Here is a 16,531-nt window from a genome sequence, read left to right on the forward strand (position 1 = left end):
CGGGATGTCCGTCAACGCCCGTGCCCTCACGCGCCTCTTGCTGAACGAGCGCTCGTCCCTGATGCGCCTCGTCCAGCGCATCGTGGGCGACATGACGGCCGCCGAGGATGTCACGCAGAGCCTGTGGCTGCGCGTACAGGGCGTCAACGACCATCCCCCGATCCTGAACAAGCGCGCCTATCTGTTTCGGCTAGCCGCCAATCTGGCGCGCGATCAGGCGCGCAGCGACCGGCGCCAGAACGGCCTGTTCGATCACGGCCCCCTGCCCGAGGAAATCGCGGACGACACCCCGCTGGCAGACCGGCAACTGCTGGATCGCGAAGCGCTGGACCAGTTGCAGCAGGGCCTTGCCGAACTCTCGCCGCGCTGCCGGGAGATCGTGTACTTGCGCCGGATGGAGAACCTCTCGGCCGCCGAAATCGCGCAGCGCCTGGGCATCAGCCGCCAGATGGTGACGCGCTATATCGCCCAGGCCATGGAACATTGCCTCAACCGGGTCACCGGCGATGCATGATTTCGATCCGGCCGGTTTCCATTTTCAGGTCTCGTTCGTCATGAAGGACGAGAGGTCCGAAAACGGCCGCCCGGCATCCTTTTCGAAGAAGCAGTGAACGTGGAACGCGAGAAACCCATCGACCGAGACGTCAACCGCGCCGCCGCCCGCTGGTTTGCCGAGCGGGAAACGGGCGAATGGTCGGCGGCCGACGAGGAACGCCTGGGCCGATGGCTGGATGCCGACCCCGAGCATGTCGCCGCTTTCGCGCGGGCGGAGACGCTCTGGGCGTCGATGGATGCGGTCGGCCTGCCAATACACACCGCCGATGCGGAGGTCGTGCCTTTGCCCAGCACCCGCCCTGCCGTCCCCCGCAGTAACGCGGTGCGGCAGCCGGTCTGGCGAAAGACGCGCTTGCGCCGGGCGGGCGGCGCCATCGCAGCGGGCATCGCCTTGCTGCTCGTCATCGCGGCCGACCTTCCCACCCGCCTCCAGGCCGATGCCATGACCGGCACCGGCGAAATCCGGGCGATGACCTTGCCGGACGGTTCATTGGCCACGCTGGACACCGGCACTGCCATCAGCTTCGACGCCAGCGGCCGCAAGGTCACGCTGCTGAAGGGCGAGGCCGCCTTCCAGGTCGCACCCGATCCCGCCCATCCCTTCACCGTATCCGCCGGAACCGGCTCCACCACGGCGCTGGGAACGCGCTTCATCGTCCGCCGTGAGGGCGCCGAAACGCAGGTTACGGTGAGCGAACATAGCGTGCGGATCGCCAGTGCGGGGCGCTCCGCCGTCCTCCACGAAGGCGAGGCGCTTCACTACGGCAGCGGCGGGATCAGTGCGGCCCGCCCGGTCGTCGTCGCCAATCTGGATGCCTGGACGCGCGGCCGCATCCGCGTCGTCAATCGCCCGTTGGGCGACGTGGTGGCCGAACTCGCCCGGTACCATCGCGGCTATATCGGCGTTCTCGGCAGCGAGATCGCCAAACGCCCGGTAAGCGGCACGTTCGACCTTCACGATCCGGCAGGCGCGATAGACGTGATCGAACGCACCCTGGGCCTGCGCACCACGCGTCTCACCGACCGACTGATCCTGATCCACGGCTAGGATCGGGACCCCCACGAAAAATATTTCGGTCCGAAGTTTCCAGATCCCGCCCTCGTCCGTCAATCCTACTGAGGGTAATTCTCATTAGCAGATCCCTCGCCAGTCGTTCCTCGGGGGTTTGAATTCCAGTGATCTCGAAAAAGCATTCGCGCCGCGCCGCATTTCTGCGCCCTGCCTGCCACGCCCTCCTGATGACGGGCACCAGCGTCGCCGCCCTCAGCCTGATCGGCGCGAACCCCGCCGCAGCGCAGACCGCGCAAGGCTATACCATTCCCGCCGGGACGCTGGCCGACGCCCTGAACAGCCTGGCCGAGCAGAGCGGCACGCAAATCCTCTATGACGCCGCCCTGACCGAAGGCAGGCGCAGCGCGGGCCTGAAAGGCAGCTTCTCTCCGGCCGAGGCGCTCTCGCACCTGCTCGCCGGAAGCGGCGTCACCTTCCGGCAGAGCGGACCGCGCACCTACACGCTGGAACGCGCGCCGCAGGCGGCAGCGGGAAGCGTCCAGCTCGGCACCTTGCGGGTGAGCGGCGGCAGTGAAGGCGGCGGGGCCGCTCGCGGGGCCTCGGCACGCGGCGGCGCCAGTTTCGGAGACGGCACCGACACCGGGGATCTCGCCTATGTCTCCCCCCAGTCGTCCAGCTACATCACCCGCGACGAGATCGAGCGCAACCGGGGCTTCCAGCCGAGCGACATGTTTCGCGGCACCCCCGGCGTGCTCTCGGGCGATGCGCGCAATTCCGGCGCGCTCGACGTGAACATTCGCGGCATGCAGGGCGTGGGCCGCGTGCCCGTGGTGATCGATGGCAGCCAGCAGGCCACCACCGTCTATCGCGGCTATTCCGGCGTCGCCTCGCGCTCCTACGTCGATCCCGACATGATCGGCGGCGTGGAAGTGCTGAAAGGTCCGACCTCGGGCGTCGAGGGCGTCGGCAGCGTCGGCGGCGTGGTATCGATGCGCACGATCGGCGTGCAGGACATCCTGCTGCCTGGCAAGACCTTCGGCGTGCGTGTGCGCGGCGGCTTCAACACCAACACGCGCGGCGCCCCGGCCCCCTATACGCAGGGCGGTCTGCGCGAATCCATGCTTGGAAAATACAAGACCGGCTGCAATTTCGACTGCGGCCCGCTCGACACGGTGCCGGAATACGACAACGTCAACCAGCTGGGCAACCCGCGCGGGCTCGACCGGCCATCCTGGCTGAAGCCCACCGACGCCAACGGCAGCATCGCCGTCGCCAAGTCATGGGACTGGATCGACCTGCTCGGCGCCGTCACCTATCGCAACACCGGCAACTACTTCGCGGGTGAGAACGGCAACGCGCCGCACCTGACCTATACCCAGTCGATCACGAAGCTGCCCATACTCGGATGGGAGGAATACTACACCACGGTCGGTTACGGATCGGGCCTCAACCGCTTCCGCGCGGGCGAGGAAGTGCTGAACACCTCGTCCGAGAACCTCTCGTTCCTGGCCAAGGCGACGGTGCGCCCGGCGGACGGCCATGCCATCGAATTGGCCTACATGAAGTTCAAGAGCTGGTTCGGCGAGGCCATGCCCTCGTCCATCATCCGCGGTGACGGCGCGCTTCAGGCGCCGATGAGCCGGGTGGATGTCGATACTTATACCGCGCGCTACAAGTGGAAGCCGGATAGCGACCTGATCGAACTGAAGATCAATGCCTCACGCACCGAACTCGATAACCGCATCCGCACCGCCTACGACTTTTCCAGCATCTCGCCGGACCTGAAGTACATCGATCCCTATGACGGGCGTACCCACCGCCACGGCGTGGACATCAGCAACCGCGCGCTGGTGAACGGCCCCTGGGGCGACCTCACCGTCAACCTGGGCGGATCGTTCAGCCACGAGGATACCTTCCCCATTCCCGGCGCCAAGCTGGAAAGCGCCGCGCGCGACGGCTGGCGGCGGGAATGGAGCGCCTTCGGTGACGCCGAATACCTCCCGGTATCGTTCCTGAAGTTCAACGGCGCCTTGCGCTACACCACCTTCCAGTCGCACGACCGCCAGCTGTCGCGGCGCTGGTATCCGCTGGAGCGCGTCTGGAGCGACTACTACCACCTGAACCAGAAGGCGGGCGGCTGGGCACCGATCGCGGCGATCACGATGATCCCGCGCTCCTGGCTGCAGGTCTACGCCCGCTACGGCGAGGCGCTGCGCCTGCCCTCGCTGTTCGAGGTGACCACGGGCTTCTCCGCCAATCCGATCGACGAGATCAAGCCGGAACGCGCGCGCAACTGGGAGTTCGGCATCAACGTGTCGAAGGACGGGCTGTTCTGGGCCGGCGACGCGGTGCGCATGAAGCTGGCCTACTTCAACAACGAGGCCAAAAACTACATCACGCGCGGGGTCGGCTCCACTTTCGCAGACCCGGACGAGGCCATCCGCAACATCGATATGGCCCGTTTCAAGGGCTATGAAGGCACGTTCGAATATCGGGCAGGCCCTGCCAAGCTGTCGCTCTTCGCAACGCACTACACCCTGGCGGAGTACTGCGACTGGGTGCGCAAGGGCACGTCCACCCGCCCCCTGCCCGCCCAGTACGAATGCAACGGCGGCTTCCGCGGCAGCTACGGCCGCAATCACGTTCCGCCGGAATGGGCAGGCGGCGGATCGGTGGAGCTGGACCTGATGGAAGAGCGGCTGAACCTCTTCGCCCGCGTGACCTACACCGGCAGCCGCCCTTCGGAATCCATCGCGGTTCCGGGCGCCATCGAAGTCATCGAATGGAACCCCTATACGCTGGTGGACGCATCGGCGCGCTTCAAGCTCAACGAGAACGTCCGCTTCGAGCTGACCGCCGACAACCTCCTGGACAAGTATTACATGGACGCGCTGACCCTGGGCCTCATGGCCTCGCCGGGGCGCACGATCCGTGGCGGCGTAACCTTCAACTTCTGACCGGCAGAAAGGACCTGGCCCTTACCATGACTTCGACCATGACCATGGAACCATCCCGCGCGAAACGGCTCAAAGCGCAGACGAACGACACCCACGCAGGCGTCGACAACGCGATCATGTCGGCGGCCTCCTTCACCGACAGGGAGGGCTACGGCCGTTTCCTTCGCGTGCAATACCTGTTCCACCGCGACATCGCCGCGCTCTACGCCGAGCCTGCCTTGCAGGCGCTGCTGCCCGGCCTGCCGGAACGGCAGCGGCTGGCCCTGGTCGAGGCGGATCTCATCGACCTCGGCATGGATGCGCCCCGGCCCGAGGGACCTGCGCGTTTCGCGGCAGGCGAGATCGACCTGCCGACGGCACTGGGCTGGCTCTATGTCGCGGAAGGCTCCAACATGGGCGCGGCGCTGCTGCGCAAGGAAGTGGCGAAGATCGGCTTGTCCGACACCTTTGGCGCGCGCCATCTGGCCCCTGCGCCCGAAGGCCCCGCCGCGCACTGGCGCAGCTTCACCGCCGCACTCGATGCGGCCGAACTGGACGAGAGCGACGAGCCGCGCGTCGGCGCAGGCGCGGGCGCGGCCTTCGCGCGGGTACAGGCCCTGATCGATGGCCACATCGGCTGAAACGGAAAAGGTCCTGCCGCAGCGGAGACGGGCGGCGCGCGCGGTCTGGCTGGCGGCGGGCCTCCTGCTCGTCGGCGTCGGCTTCGTGGGTCTTTTCGTGCCCCTGCTGCCGACGACCGACTTCCTGCTGCTGGCCTTGCCCTGCTTCGCGCGCTCCTCGCCTCGGCTGGAGGTATGGCTGCTCGATCACCCACGCTTCGGGCCGAGCCTCAGGGCATGGCGGAAGAACCGCGCCGTACCCCGCCATGCCAAGATCATGGCCGCTCTCGGCATGACCCTGGGCTACGGCCTGTTCCTCCTCCATGTCCAGCCGGGCGTGCCGCTGGCGCTGGGGCTGGCCGCGTTCCTGCTGTTCTGGACGTTCTGGATCGCAAGGCGGCCCGAACCGGAAGGGAAACCGCCCGCATGAGACCCCAGACCCTGAAAGACTGCGACGACCTTTTTGCAGGGCATGTCGTCCTGCGATCCTGGTACCCGGATGACACCGCGCGTTCGCAGGCACCAGTCGCCGCCCCGGTCATGGCTTTGCGGCACGACCATGGCCGCTACAGCGATCGTCCGCTCGACTGGCGCGCGCGTCTGTTCGGGCTGGGCGGCACCGCCGCGCTCGCTCTGGCGATCCCGTTGTGCCTGTTCGTCACCTGGCGCCTTGCCTATCCGGCCCACATGCCCGCCGAGCCGCTGGTCGTGACGATGGAAGCCCTTGCCGCACCGCCCGAACCCGTCGAGGAAGTGCCCGAAGGCCCGCGCCAGGTCGAACAACAGGACCGCAAGATCGAGCGGGAGGAACGGCCCGAGCCGCCGAAAGTGCTGATACCGCAGCTTACCCCGGCCCCCACCCCGCTCGAACCGCCCGCGCCGGCGTCGAAACCAGCCGATCCCGTCCCCGAGACGACGGCGCCCAAGGCTTTGCCGGCCCCGCCCGCGCGGCGTGCTTCCAGCAATGCCGATGCCTCTTGGGAGGCTCTGCTGCTGGCCCATCTGGAGAAGTATCGCCGCTACCCGGCAGCGGCCAGATCGCGGCGCGAGGAAGGCGTGGCCTTCGTTACCTTCCGCATGAACCGCGCGGGCAAAGTGCTATCGGCCTCGCTCGCGCGGTCTTCGGGCTCGATCTTTCTCGATCGGGCAGCCCTAGAGACGATCCGTCGGGCGCAGCCCCTTCCCGCCATACCCGCAGAAAAGCCAGACGAACTGGAACTGTCCGTGCCGGTCGAATTTTTCCTGCACTAAGCTCGCGCGTTTCAGCCCGGCCGGTTCGTCCGCTCGTGAAACACCCGGAATTCCTGTGCCGTCAAGGCCTTGGAATAGCGCCAGCCCTGCACGAATTCCACGCCCGCTTCGCGCAAGTAGGTTTCCTGGGCCTCGGTTTCGACGCCTTCGGCCACTATCTTGAAGTTCAGGCCGTGACCCATCTCGATGATATGCGGGATGACCACGCTGGTCGCCGCCTGCGTGCCGATGGCATCGACGAAGGACTTGTCGATCTTGAGCGTGTCGAGCGGCAGTGTTTCCAGCAAGGAAAGGCTGGAGTAACCGGTGCCGAAGTCGTCGATGGCAACGATGTGCCCGGCCTGGCGCGCGCGTTCGATGGTCGCGCGCGCGGCGGCAGCGTTCATGAAGCCGCGCTCGGTCGCCTCCAGCCAGATCTGCGAAGGGGAAACGCCCGCTTCGGCCAGCGCCTTCGCCAGCACCGCCAGAAAACGACCGCTCTGCATGTCTGCGGAGGAAATGTTGATGGCGATGTGGATGCCGTCGTTCTCGCCCAGCCAATGCGCAAGATCGGCGACGACGCGCTCGATCACGATATCGGTGAGCGGTTCGATCAGCCCGGTGTCCTCGGCCAGCGGAATGAACATCTCGGGAGAAATGGAGGCCCCGTCGGGCCTTTCCCAGCGGATCAGCGCTTCCGCCCCGACGCAAAGGCCGGTCGCCAGTTCGATGATGGGCTGGTAGCGTGTGACGAACTCGCGTTTCCGCACCGCGATGGCGAGTTCGTTCTGCGGAGACAGGCGCTGCCGCGATGCCAGCAGGACAAGCCCCACCAGCAGCGCCGACGTGGCAAGGCCCAGCGGTACCAGATACCACAACGCGCCATCGGCCCGCTTTTCGGCGAGCGAATAGTCACTGATCGCGAAAGCGCGCAAGTGATCGTTCGCCACCGAGGCATACATGAGCCGCCCCTCTCGCCCAGAGGCAGAGGCGGCGGCGCCGCCGCTGGCCACACGCTTCAGCAGGCCGGGCGCGACGGGGCCGCTCACCGCGATCACCCTTCCGTCCAGCGAGGCGATTCCCAGTGTCATGGCGGTGTCGGTCAGGACGTCGATCATGCTGTCTGGGTGCATGAGCGCATTGTAGCTGCCATGGCTCAGCGCATTCATGGTCAGGCCGCCGGAGAGCTTGGTGCGCATTCTGAGGTGAAGACCGTAGCCGTCCTCGAAGCGCAGATCCGGCGTGCCTGCCGCAGCGGGTTGACGGACCTTCCCCCAGCCCGTGCAGGCCAGCCTGCCGTCGATGAAATAGCCGATCTCCTCGACCGAGCGCGTCTCCAGCGTAAGCTGACGCATGCGGGCGATCTGCGCGGGAGAACAACCGGACAACCCTTCGCGTTCGAGCTGCCGGATTGCCCCGCGCGCAAAGTTCAGGCTGCGTTCGGTCCGTTTCAGCGTCCAGCCGGCATATTCCTCCAGATGGCGCTTTTCGTACTCCGACGCACTGTGGCGGGCATAGACGGCGATGCCTGCCAGCGGCAGGACTGCCGCCAGCACGGCAAGGATCGAGGCGATCGCGATGATCGTGCGGCGGCTCATGAAATAATACCCCGAAGTGTTCGCGCCCAAATGCCTAACTTCTATGGAAATTTACTTAAGAGTAAGAGTTCTGTTTGAAGATTCGCGAAACGCGAATTTTGCGGCACCGGCCCACGCCCCCACCCTACCACCCAACGATAGTATCCTGCGGGTGGTAGGGTGGGGGCGTGGGCCGGTGCCGCACAAAAATGCCCGCTCGGGCATTTTTCAAACGGGCTCCAAGAGCCCGGGTAGTGAAAGCCGGAATGCAATTCGCATGAAGCGAAATGCAATGCCGCCGCTTTGGTCCGCCAGTGGGCACCGGATCGCACCGGCGCAACCAAGCGCGCGGCGGACCGTTGCTTAGGTTATGCCTTTGCAATGGAACCCAGCGGCGATGATCACCGTCCACCATCTGGAAAATTCCCGGTCGCAGCGCGTGCTGTGGCTGCTTGAGGAGCTTGGCCTGCCCTATACCGTCAAGCGCTATGAGCGGGATCCGAAGACCATGCTCGCTCCGCCCGAACTGCGCTCGGTGCATCCGCTGGGCAAGTCGCCGGTGCTGGTCGATCGCGATCCCTCGGGCGCGAGCCGCATCCTCGTGGAGACCGGCGCCATCGTCGAGCATCTCGTCGATAAGGCGGATGGGCGGCTCGGCAAACCTTACGGTGACGATGCGGCGATGCGTTACCGCCAGTTCCTGCACTATGCCGAAGGCTCGCTGATGCCGCCGCTGCTGATCAATCTGGTGCTGGGACGGATCCCGATGGTGGGCAAGACGGCGCAGAAGCGGCTTCAGCCGATGATCGACGTCCATCTGGACTTCGTGGAGCGCGAATTGGGCGCTCGCCCCTGGTTCGCAGGCGACACTTTCACGGCGGCCGACATCATGATGAGCTTTCCGCTCGAAGCGGCCAGGGATCGCGGTTTCCTGTCCGTCGGAAAGCCGATCACGAACATCTGGCTGGACACCATACAGGCACGGCCTGCCTACCAGGCCGCACTGGAAAAGGGCGGGCCTTACCGCTTCGCGTGATCAGGCGCGGCCAACACGGCGGCGGGCCGCAGGCAGCAGCCGCGCGGCCAGCAGGACCGCCACGATCGCGCCGTAGAGGATCGGGCTGCGGGTATCGGCCTTCACCAGCAGGAAGTAATGCACCGCGCCCATCACCGCGATCAGATAGACCAGCCGGTGCAGCCGCCGCCAGGAACGCGGCTTCATCTTGCGCCGCACCGCATGGGCGGACGTCACCGCCAGCGGCACCAGCAGCGCGAAAGCGGCCATGCCGATGGTGATATAGGGCCGCTTGGCGATATCCGCGCCGATTTCCGCCCAATCGAACTCATGCGCGGCGCCGAGATAGACCGTCAGATGCAAAGCGACATAAGCGAAAGCCCATAGCCCGATCCGCCGCCGATAGCGCATCAGCCTTGGCATGTTCGCGTACTTGGCCAGCAGGGTGACAGCCAGCGTCAGGCACAGGAACCGCAGGCCCCACAAGCCCAGGTCGCGCAGCACGAACTCCACCGGATTGGCGGTCAGACGGGCGGTGAAACCCCAGTAGAGAAGCAGGATCAAGGGCGCGGCGCAGGCCAGCCACACCAGCGCCGATTCCAGCTTCAGGGCATGGGCACGCGAAGGCATCAATAGAGCTTGCGCGGGTCCAGCCCGCGATAGAGGTGCGCCACCTGATCGCCATAGCCGTTGAAAGGCAGGGTCTTGCGGCGGAAGAATTCGCCGATGCGCCGCTCCTTGGCCTGCGACCAGCGCGGGTGGTCCACATCCGGGTTCACATTGCCGTAGAAGCCGTATTCGCCCGGTGCCAGCATCTGCCAGCTGGTCTGCGGGCGCCGGTCGGTCAGGCGGATGCGGACGATCGACTTGATGCCCTTGAATCCGTACTTCCACGGCACCACCAGCCGGATCGGCGCGCCGTTCTGGTTGGGCAGGGTCTGGCCGTAGAGCCCCACTGCCAGCAGTGCCAGCGGGTTCATCGCCTCGTCCAGCCGCAGTCCTTCGCGATAGGGCCACCGGATCACCGCGCTCCGCTGCCCCGGCATCTGGCGCGGATCGTGCAGCGTCTCGAAGGCGACGTACTTCGCGTTGCTCTTGGGACCGACCGACTTGATGAGAGCCGCGAGCGGGAAACCGACCCAGGGGATCACCATGGACCATGCCTCCACGCAGCGCATGCGATAGATGCGCTCTTCCAGCGGGAAGCGGCGGATGAGTTCGTCGATGTCGACGCTGCCCGGCCGATCGCACAGGCCGTCGACGGTGATCGTCCACGGGCGGGAGCGCATCATCTTCGCATAAGCCGCCGGATCTTCCTTGCCGGTGCCGAATTCGTAGAAGTTGTTATAGCCGGTAACGTCGGCCAGCGGCGTCCGGCTCTCGTCGATCGCCATGCGGTTCGGGCGGTACTTCAGCGGCGCAGCCGAGGCAGGAGCCGCTCCCCCGCAGGCCGCCAGACCAAGGCCAGCAGCCCCGGCAATGAACGCGCGCCGCTTGAGATAAAGGCCGTGGTCGGTGACGTCGCAGTCCCTGAGGTCGGGCGCGTTGCGGATCAGCATGGCGATTCCTTCGCTGGAAGAGCCCAGCCTACGCCCCGTCCATGAATGCCAGATGATCATGTCGAGCCTGCCATGCGGCAGGCGGGGCTTGACCGTCCGGCCCGGACCCATGATGCGGTATGCATGGCAGAGCATCTAACCGGCATTTCCGTGTTCGTCGAAGTCGCGCGGACAGGCGGCTTCACTTCCGCGGCCGAGCAGCTGGGCCTGACGAAGTCGGCGGTCAGCAAGGCGATCACCAGGCTGGAGGCACGGCTTGGCGAGAAGCTCTTTCACCGATCGACCCGGCGGCTTTCGCTGACGGCCGCCGGGGAAAGCTATCTCGCCAGTTGTACCGCAGCGCTCGATATCCTCCGTGATGCCGAAGCGATCCTCGGCAGTGAGGAAGGATGCCCCAGCGGCAGGCTGCGCATCGACATGCCTTATGCTTTCGGGCGGCAGGTCATCGTACCGCTGCTCGCGCGCCTGTGCCGCGCGCACCCCGGCCTTCAGCTAACTCTAAGCTTTACCGACCGGATCATCGATCCCATCGAGGAGGGCGTCGATCTGGTCATCCGCTTCGGCCAGACCCGCAAGGGCGCCGGTCTGATGACGCGTACGCTCGTGGAACTGCCCCGGCATATCTGCGCCTCCCCCGATTATCTGGCGCTGCGCGGCACGCCGGCTTCGCTGGAAGCGCTGGAGCATCACGATTGCATCGTCGGGCTGCGCCGCGGAACGCCGCAGCGCTGGGCCGTGCGCAGCGACGGCGAGGAGAGATTGCTGAGCCCGCCTCCAACCCACGAAGTGGAGGACGGCGCAGCGATTATCGCCATGGCCGAAGCCGGTCTGGGCCTGTGCCAGATGCCGGGTCCGCTCGTGCGCGACCAGCTCGCTTCCGGGGCGCTGGTCGCCGTGCTGGAGGACTTTCGCGGCAGCGACGTTCCGGTCCAGGCCGTCTGGCCCGGCGTTCGCGACGCCAGCCCCCGCCTGCGCTTCCTGCTCGACCGTCTGGCCGAGCAGGCGCGCGCAGGTCATTTCAGCTGACCGGATCAGGCGATTTCAAGCGCCGGATAATCGGTATACCCCTCGGAACCGCCGCCATAATAAGTGGCGCGATCGGGCTGCGCCAAAGCGGCGCCCTGGCGCAGGCGCTCCACGAGATCGGGGTTCGAAATGAACGGCTGGCCGAAAGCGGGAAGATCGATCAGGCCCTCTTCCACCAGATGCCGGGCACGATCGAGCGTCATGGCTCCGGCCAGGATCAGCGTACCGCGATAGGCCTTGCGGAATTCGCGCAGGAAGGCCTCGTCGATGACCGAATGGCCCGCCGCCCAATTGTCGTTGAGATGGATATAGGCGATTTCCCGCTTGTCCAGCTCGCGCGCAAGATGAAGGTAGGTTTCACCGCCATCGTCGTAGACCGGCATGTCGAACTGACGATTGAACGGCGCCAGCCGAATGCCGACACGATCCTTGCAGAGGACGCCGATCAGCGCATCCACCGTTTCCAGCACGAGGCGGACGCGGTTTTCGATCGATCCGCCATAGCGATCGGTGCGCTCGTTCAGCACCGGGTTCAGGAATTGCTCGAAGAGATAGCCGTTGGCGGCATGCACCTCGATACCGTCGAAACCCGCGCTCTGCGCATTCCGGCCGGCCCTGGCGAAATCCGCGACCACGCGCGAGACTTCCTCGGTCGCCAGGGCGCGCGGTACGCTCGGCTCGGCAAATCCGGGCACGCCGTCCTCGCTCAGGACATAGGCCATGCTTTTCGGATCGCGGGCGGGCCGAGTGGTCGAACTGACCGGCGCGCCGCCGTCAGGCTGCAACGATCTGTGCGACATGCGGCCAACGTGCCAGAGCTGGGCGAAGATCGCGCCGCCCTGCTCGTGGATGGCGTCGGTAACGAGACGCCAGCCCTCGACCTGCTCGTCCGACCAGATACCCGGAACGTGAATGTAGCCCTGCCCTTCGGGTGATACCGGCGTGCCTTCCGACACGATCAGTCCGGCCGAAGCGCGCTGGCGGTAGTAGAGCGCGGTTTCCGCATCCGGCACATAGTCCGGGCGCCGCGCGCGGGTCATGGGGGCCATCACGAAGCGATTGCGCAGTTCGTGTCCGGCGAAACGGAACGGGGCGAAAAGGTCAGTCATTGTTCCTACCTGCTGATGAGAGATGGGATCAATTTAGTCCTGAAGACTATCGCAACAATACGGCGTCATTGGCCTGCTTCGTTTCCCTGAAGGAAACTATCGAGCGACATCCCGGTGACAGCGCCAGGCCGAAAAAGGCCTGCGGAAGCCGACAAGGGCTTCCGCAGGATCCGTTCCCTTTGCGTAGGTAGACTTGTGTGCCTCAGTTTCCGCTAGCGGAAGCGTTCAGGCTGACTGATCCGCCGCTTGCGGAGCCGGAGCCCGAGGCCGCACCTGAAGCGGCGGCGCTATGCTGCCCGGCTGTAATTGTGCCCGAACCGCTGCCGGAGCCTTGCCCTTCCGCGCTGGATGCGGCGCTCGATGCGCGGTCCGTGGCCGCATCGCGGGCCGCCCCTGCCGTTCCGGCAAGGCCCGAGGCCGCACTTCCGGCAATGACGGAAGCATCGGAGCCGGAAACGTTCGGCAGAGCGGGCGCAGTCAGGTTGCCGTTCGCCGCGCTGTTGCCAGAGGCGGCGCCGTTGGCACCCGTTTCCCCAGCCGAATGGCCCGCACCGCCCGAAGCGGCCCCCGACGCTACCGCGCCACCGGCCACGGAGCCAAGCAGGCCCTGCGCCGCACCAGCTTGCGACGCCGCGCCCGAGACGCTCGACGCGCCCGTACCCGCAAGGCCGCCCGCCGCACTGCGCGCGTTGGAAACGGCATCGCGGGCACCGGAAGTGTCGGGCGCCGATACGGCAGGCGTCGTCACTTTCTTGCTCGCACGTCCGCTGCCATGGCCCGAGGCCGACGCAGAGCGGGCGCTGCGGGTGACGCTCATGTCACCGGCTCCGCTGCCCATGCCTTCGATCGAACTGCCCACGCCGCCGATGCTGCCGCCGAACGAACCGCCCAGCGCGCCGCCCAGAGCGCCCCCTACTCCGCCGCCGCCAAGAAGCTGGGCCTGCGCGGCCCCTGGCACCATGGCGATGGCGAGAACCGCCAGCCCCGCGCCCAGGTTCGCCTTGCCCCGCGTCATGTTCAGAGTGATGTTCTTCATCGTTCCCGTTCCTTTCCTCTACGCGTCCTGCCCGCCGCCGCACCGAAGCGCTTTTGCGGGGGGTCTGTGAGAGGAACGGATGGCCCTTGCGGTTTCATCCCTGGGCCTGGCCAAAAGATGTCGAAGCCGCGATTATCCGCCGGTTCGGCAGGCCATGCACAGCACGCCGCGCCCGGTTCGCCGCGACGGCGAAAGCGCTTCGGCATCGGCGGCGCGTAGGACGGCCGCCGTGTCCCGGCCCGGCGCCGTGCGCGCGGCGATCCTGGCCGCGGCGAGCGGGGCCGCGAACGAGGTTCCGCGCAGGCCGATGCGTCCTTTGCCCGGCACCAGTGCGGTCATGTCCGCGCCCGGCGCAGCATAGTCGAGATGTGCCGCCTTGCCCGCCTCGATCAGCACCCGCCCTCGTGCATCTACGCCGGTCACCGCGACGACGCCGGGATAGGATGCCGGATAGGCCGGAGGAGAGGCCGCGCCATCATTGCCGACCGCGGCAACCACCACGATGCCCCTGGTCCGCGCCGACGCCACCGAGCGGGCCAGCAGGGGGTTTGCGGGTCCGACCAGGCTGATCGAAACCACCGGCACCCGCTGCGCCGCCATCCAGCCCAGCGCCCGCGCGATCGCCAGGGCACTGCCGCCTGCCGGATCGGTGCCGTAGACATCGGCTGCGAAGATCCGCGCCGTGCCCGCGCCCTTGAGCAGCGAAGCGATGGCCGAGGCATGGTCGCTCGCTTTCGGCGCGCCGACCGCAAAGGCACCTTGCGCCGCCAGCCGATCCGAACCGGCGACACCGCCGTCGATCACGCCCACCGTCCCTCCCCTCGGCAGGGTCCCGGCAGCGGCACCCGAAGCTCTATCGCCCGAAGCCGCTCCCGACGGAAAGTGCAACTGGTCCGCCGTGATCTCCCGCCCCGGCAGGGCACGGCGCAAGTCTGCAATGGCGCGGGCGAGCGGTTTGCCCCGCGGCGTCGCCAGACGCGCATAGGCCACGCCCAGTTCGGCGATCTCGCCCTGCTCGATGAGCGCAAAACCCCTGCTTGCCGCCAGCGCTATGCTGTCCCCGTCAGGATCGAGCAGCAGCAGTTCCCCAGCGCGTGCCGGCTCATGCCGCTCGTCCCAATCCACGCTGCCGTGCCGGTCGGCAACGAAACCGCGCAGCCGCTCGATCCGGTCCTGCGCCAGTTGTCGCGCGCTGCCGACGATCGTGGGCACGCCCGAGAGCGAACGGTCGGCAACATCCTCGACCGTCCCCGTGACCGCCGCACGCGTGCGATCGACCGCGCCAAGCGGGTCGAGGCCGCCCGGCAGTCCGAGTTGGGCACCGGCAGGCACGGCCGAAAGCGCCAGAGTCAGAACCAGCGCCAACCCGCCCAATCCCGCGTATATTCCGGCCCTGCCGCGATCCATTCCTCATTCCCACATCAAAAATCGATGGCGCTCAAGGATGAAACGATGCCATCGGGACGTTTCATCCTTTCGGAAACGATATTTCGAATTGAGCATGCACGGCTTCTGCAACGAACTGACGGCAATGTTGCCCCGCCTGCGGCGCTTCGCGCGCGGCCTGACACAGAACGCGGCGGACGCCGACGACCTTTGCCAGGCGACCGTGGAACGAGCCCCGGCGGCGCGCGGCCAGTGGCAGGAAGGCTCGCGGCTCGATGCCTGGGTGTACCGGATCATGCGCAATCAATGGATCGACGAAACCAGAGCCCGCAGCCGCCGCGCGCGGACTTTCGTGCATGAGGACGAAGGCGCGAACGTGGGCGTAGCCGCCGATCGTGACGCGGAAAACCGTGTCGAGATCGGCAATGTCGATCGGGCGCTGGCACGTCTTCCCGCCGAGCAGCGGGAGGCTGTGGTGCTCGTGCTGGTCGAAGGTTTCGCCTACCGGGAAGCGGCCGAAATCATTGGGATTCCGCAAGGCACTCTGACCTCCCGCCTCGGCCGAGGACGCGAGGCTCTCTTGAAGGAACTTGGAGAAATCGCATGAGCGTGACCCCCGAAGAGCTCATGGCACTGGCCGACGGCGAACTCTCTCCCGAAGAGGCGGCCCGCGTGGAAGCGGCAGTCGCCGCCGATCCCATGCTTGCCCGGCGACTGGAGGCGGAGCGAAAATTGCGCACTGTGCTTCGCGGCCACCTCGATCCGGTCGCACGGCAGCCCGTGCCCGATCCCCTGACCGACCTGATCGCCCGCGCCGCGGCCGAGGATAGCGAGCGCGACATGACGGACAGACTAGCGGAAGATACCCGTCCGGTACCCGGCGAAGTCGTCGATCTGGCTGCGGCCCGCGTCCGGCGCGAAGAAGCGGAAAAGGCCCGCAAGCGTGCCGCGAAAGGCCCGCGCATCCCGGTCTTCGCGGATCGCCGCATGGCTTTCGCGATTGCCGCATCGCTGGTGCTCGGACTGATGCTCGGCACCCGCCTCCACGGCGAAGGTCCCGTCACGCAGACCCGCGCGGGCCTGGTCGCGTCGGGCTCACTCGCCCGAACGCTGGATCGCCAGTCCACTTCTGTGAGCGACACGGACGAACCGCGCATTCTCGCCAGCTTCAAGCGACAAGGCGGCGACTATTGCCGGGTCTTTGCCGGAACGGCTACGTCCGGCATTGCCTGCCGGCGGGACGGAACCTGGCTGCTCGAACGCACCATGCCGGGCACGGCGCGGCAGACCGGCGAATACAGGCAGGCCGGTTCGGGGCAGGCCGACCTGGTGGCCGCGGCGCAGGACATGATGCAAGGGGAGCCTCTCGACGCAGCCCAGGAGCGAGCAGCGATCGCCAGCGACTGGCACTAGGTCACATACCCATAAACAGGATTCCCAAAGCGTCAGCGATCTGATTCATTCTCCGAG

At 66.6% G+C, this 16,531-nt stretch carries 16 protein-coding genes; 10 read left to right on the forward strand and 6 right to left on the reverse strand.

The window, feature by feature from the left end; all coding sequences use genetic code 11:
- Positions 1-4: 4 nt before the first annotated feature.
- The 6 genes from NTCA1_RS13635 (at position 5) to NTCA1_RS29055 (ending at position 6,374) form a co-directional block, all read left to right on the forward strand.
- Complete coding sequence (locus NTCA1_RS13635; RefSeq protein ID WP_159830895.1) at positions 5-514, forward strand: RNA polymerase sigma factor; 510 nt, start codon at positions 5-7, stop codon at positions 512-514.
- Positions 515-613: 99 nt separating this feature from the next.
- On the forward strand, positions 614-1,603 hold the full coding sequence (locus NTCA1_RS13640) for a FecR family protein (protein WP_159830896.1): 990 nt from the start codon (positions 614-616) through the stop codon (positions 1,601-1,603).
- Between the two features lie 128 nt (positions 1,604-1,731).
- Positions 1,732-4,524, forward strand: coding sequence for a TonB-dependent receptor (locus tag NTCA1_RS13645; RefSeq protein ID WP_159830897.1), 2,793 nt, complete (start codon positions 1,732-1,734; stop codon positions 4,522-4,524).
- A gap of 38 nt (positions 4,525-4,562) precedes the next feature.
- The gene (locus tag NTCA1_RS13650; RefSeq protein WP_236549315.1) at positions 4,563-5,144 is read left to right on the forward strand and encodes a biliverdin-producing heme oxygenase; all 582 of its coding nucleotides are present in this window, start codon (positions 4,563-4,565) and stop codon (positions 5,142-5,144) included.
- Positions 5,128-5,553, forward strand: a complete 426-nt coding sequence (locus tag NTCA1_RS13655; RefSeq protein WP_159830899.1) for a YbaN family protein — start codon at positions 5,128-5,130, stop codon at positions 5,551-5,553. The genes NTCA1_RS13650 and NTCA1_RS13655 overlap by 17 nt, the downstream gene beginning before the upstream one ends.
- Positions 5,550-6,374 carry an energy transducer TonB gene (locus tag NTCA1_RS29055; RefSeq protein WP_305080994.1) on the forward strand — a complete coding sequence of 275 codons (825 nt, stop codon included), beginning with the start codon at positions 5,550-5,552 and terminating at the stop codon, positions 6,372-6,374. Before NTCA1_RS13655 ends, NTCA1_RS29055 begins: the two co-directional genes overlap by 4 nt.
- An 11-nt stretch (positions 6,375-6,385) precedes the next feature.
- Here the strand turns inward: NTCA1_RS29055 and NTCA1_RS13665 are convergent, their stop codons facing one another.
- Positions 6,386-7,951, reverse strand: a complete 1,566-nt coding sequence (locus tag NTCA1_RS13665; protein WP_159830900.1) for an EAL domain-containing protein — start codon at positions 7,949-7,951, stop codon at positions 6,386-6,388.
- 376 nt (positions 7,952-8,327) lie between these two features.
- Between NTCA1_RS13665 and NTCA1_RS13670 the strand changes: the two genes are divergently transcribed.
- A complete protein-coding gene (locus tag NTCA1_RS13670) occupies positions 8,328-8,966 on the forward strand; it encodes a glutathione S-transferase family protein (protein WP_159830901.1) in 639 nt (212 codons plus the stop codon).
- On the opposite strand, the gene NTCA1_RS13675 is transcribed toward NTCA1_RS13670, so the two are convergent.
- Complete coding sequence (locus NTCA1_RS13675; RefSeq protein ID WP_159830902.1) at positions 8,967-9,575, reverse strand: sulfite oxidase heme-binding subunit YedZ; 609 nt, start codon at positions 9,573-9,575, stop codon at positions 8,967-8,969.
- A complete protein-coding gene (gene msrP / locus NTCA1_RS13680) occupies positions 9,575-10,639 on the reverse strand; it encodes a protein-methionine-sulfoxide reductase catalytic subunit MsrP (RefSeq protein ID WP_236549317.1) in 1,065 nt (354 codons plus the stop codon). Before msrP ends, NTCA1_RS13675 begins: the two co-directional genes overlap by 1 nt.
- Here msrP and NTCA1_RS13685 point away from each other — a divergent pair.
- On the forward strand, positions 10,628-11,530 hold the full coding sequence (locus tag NTCA1_RS13685; RefSeq protein ID WP_159830903.1) for a LysR family transcriptional regulator: 903 nt from the start codon (positions 10,628-10,630) through the stop codon (positions 11,528-11,530). The genes msrP and NTCA1_RS13685 overlap by 12 nt on opposite strands.
- 5 nt (positions 11,531-11,535) lie before the next feature.
- Here NTCA1_RS13685 and NTCA1_RS13690 read toward each other — a convergent pair whose 3' ends face one another.
- The 3 genes from NTCA1_RS13690 to NTCA1_RS13700 all read right to left on the reverse strand — a co-directional run bounded on the left by NTCA1_RS13690 (position 11,536) and on the right by NTCA1_RS13700 (position 15,082).
- Entirely contained in the window at positions 11,536-12,639 is a 1,104-nt protein-coding gene (locus NTCA1_RS13690; protein ID WP_159830904.1) for an alkene reductase, read from the reverse strand.
- Between the two features lie 202 nt (positions 12,640-12,841).
- Positions 12,842-13,675, reverse strand: coding sequence for a hypothetical protein (locus NTCA1_RS13695; RefSeq protein WP_236549318.1), 834 nt, complete (start codon positions 13,673-13,675; stop codon positions 12,842-12,844).
- 132 nt (positions 13,676-13,807) lie between these two features.
- Positions 13,808-15,082, reverse strand: coding sequence for a S8 family serine peptidase (locus NTCA1_RS13700; protein WP_159830905.1), 1,275 nt, complete (start codon positions 15,080-15,082; stop codon positions 13,808-13,810).
- Between the two features lie 94 nt (positions 15,083-15,176).
- On the opposite strand from NTCA1_RS13700, the gene NTCA1_RS13705 reads away from it, so the two are divergent.
- Together NTCA1_RS13705 and NTCA1_RS13710 are read left to right on the forward strand one after the other, a co-directional pair.
- On the forward strand, positions 15,177-15,668 hold the full coding sequence (locus NTCA1_RS13705; RefSeq protein ID WP_236549319.1) for an RNA polymerase sigma factor: 492 nt from the start codon (positions 15,177-15,179) through the stop codon (positions 15,666-15,668).
- Entirely contained in the window at positions 15,665-16,474 is an 810-nt protein-coding gene (locus tag NTCA1_RS13710) for a hypothetical protein (RefSeq protein ID WP_159830907.1), read from the forward strand. Before NTCA1_RS13705 ends, NTCA1_RS13710 begins: the two co-directional genes overlap by 4 nt.
- The last annotated feature ends 57 nt before the right edge of the window (positions 16,475-16,531 follow it).

The organism is Novosphingobium sp. TCA1 (genome assembly GCF_009811895.1).
GTDB classification, from domain to species: domain Bacteria; phylum Pseudomonadota; class Alphaproteobacteria; order Sphingomonadales; family Sphingomonadaceae; genus Novosphingobium; species Novosphingobium panipatense_A.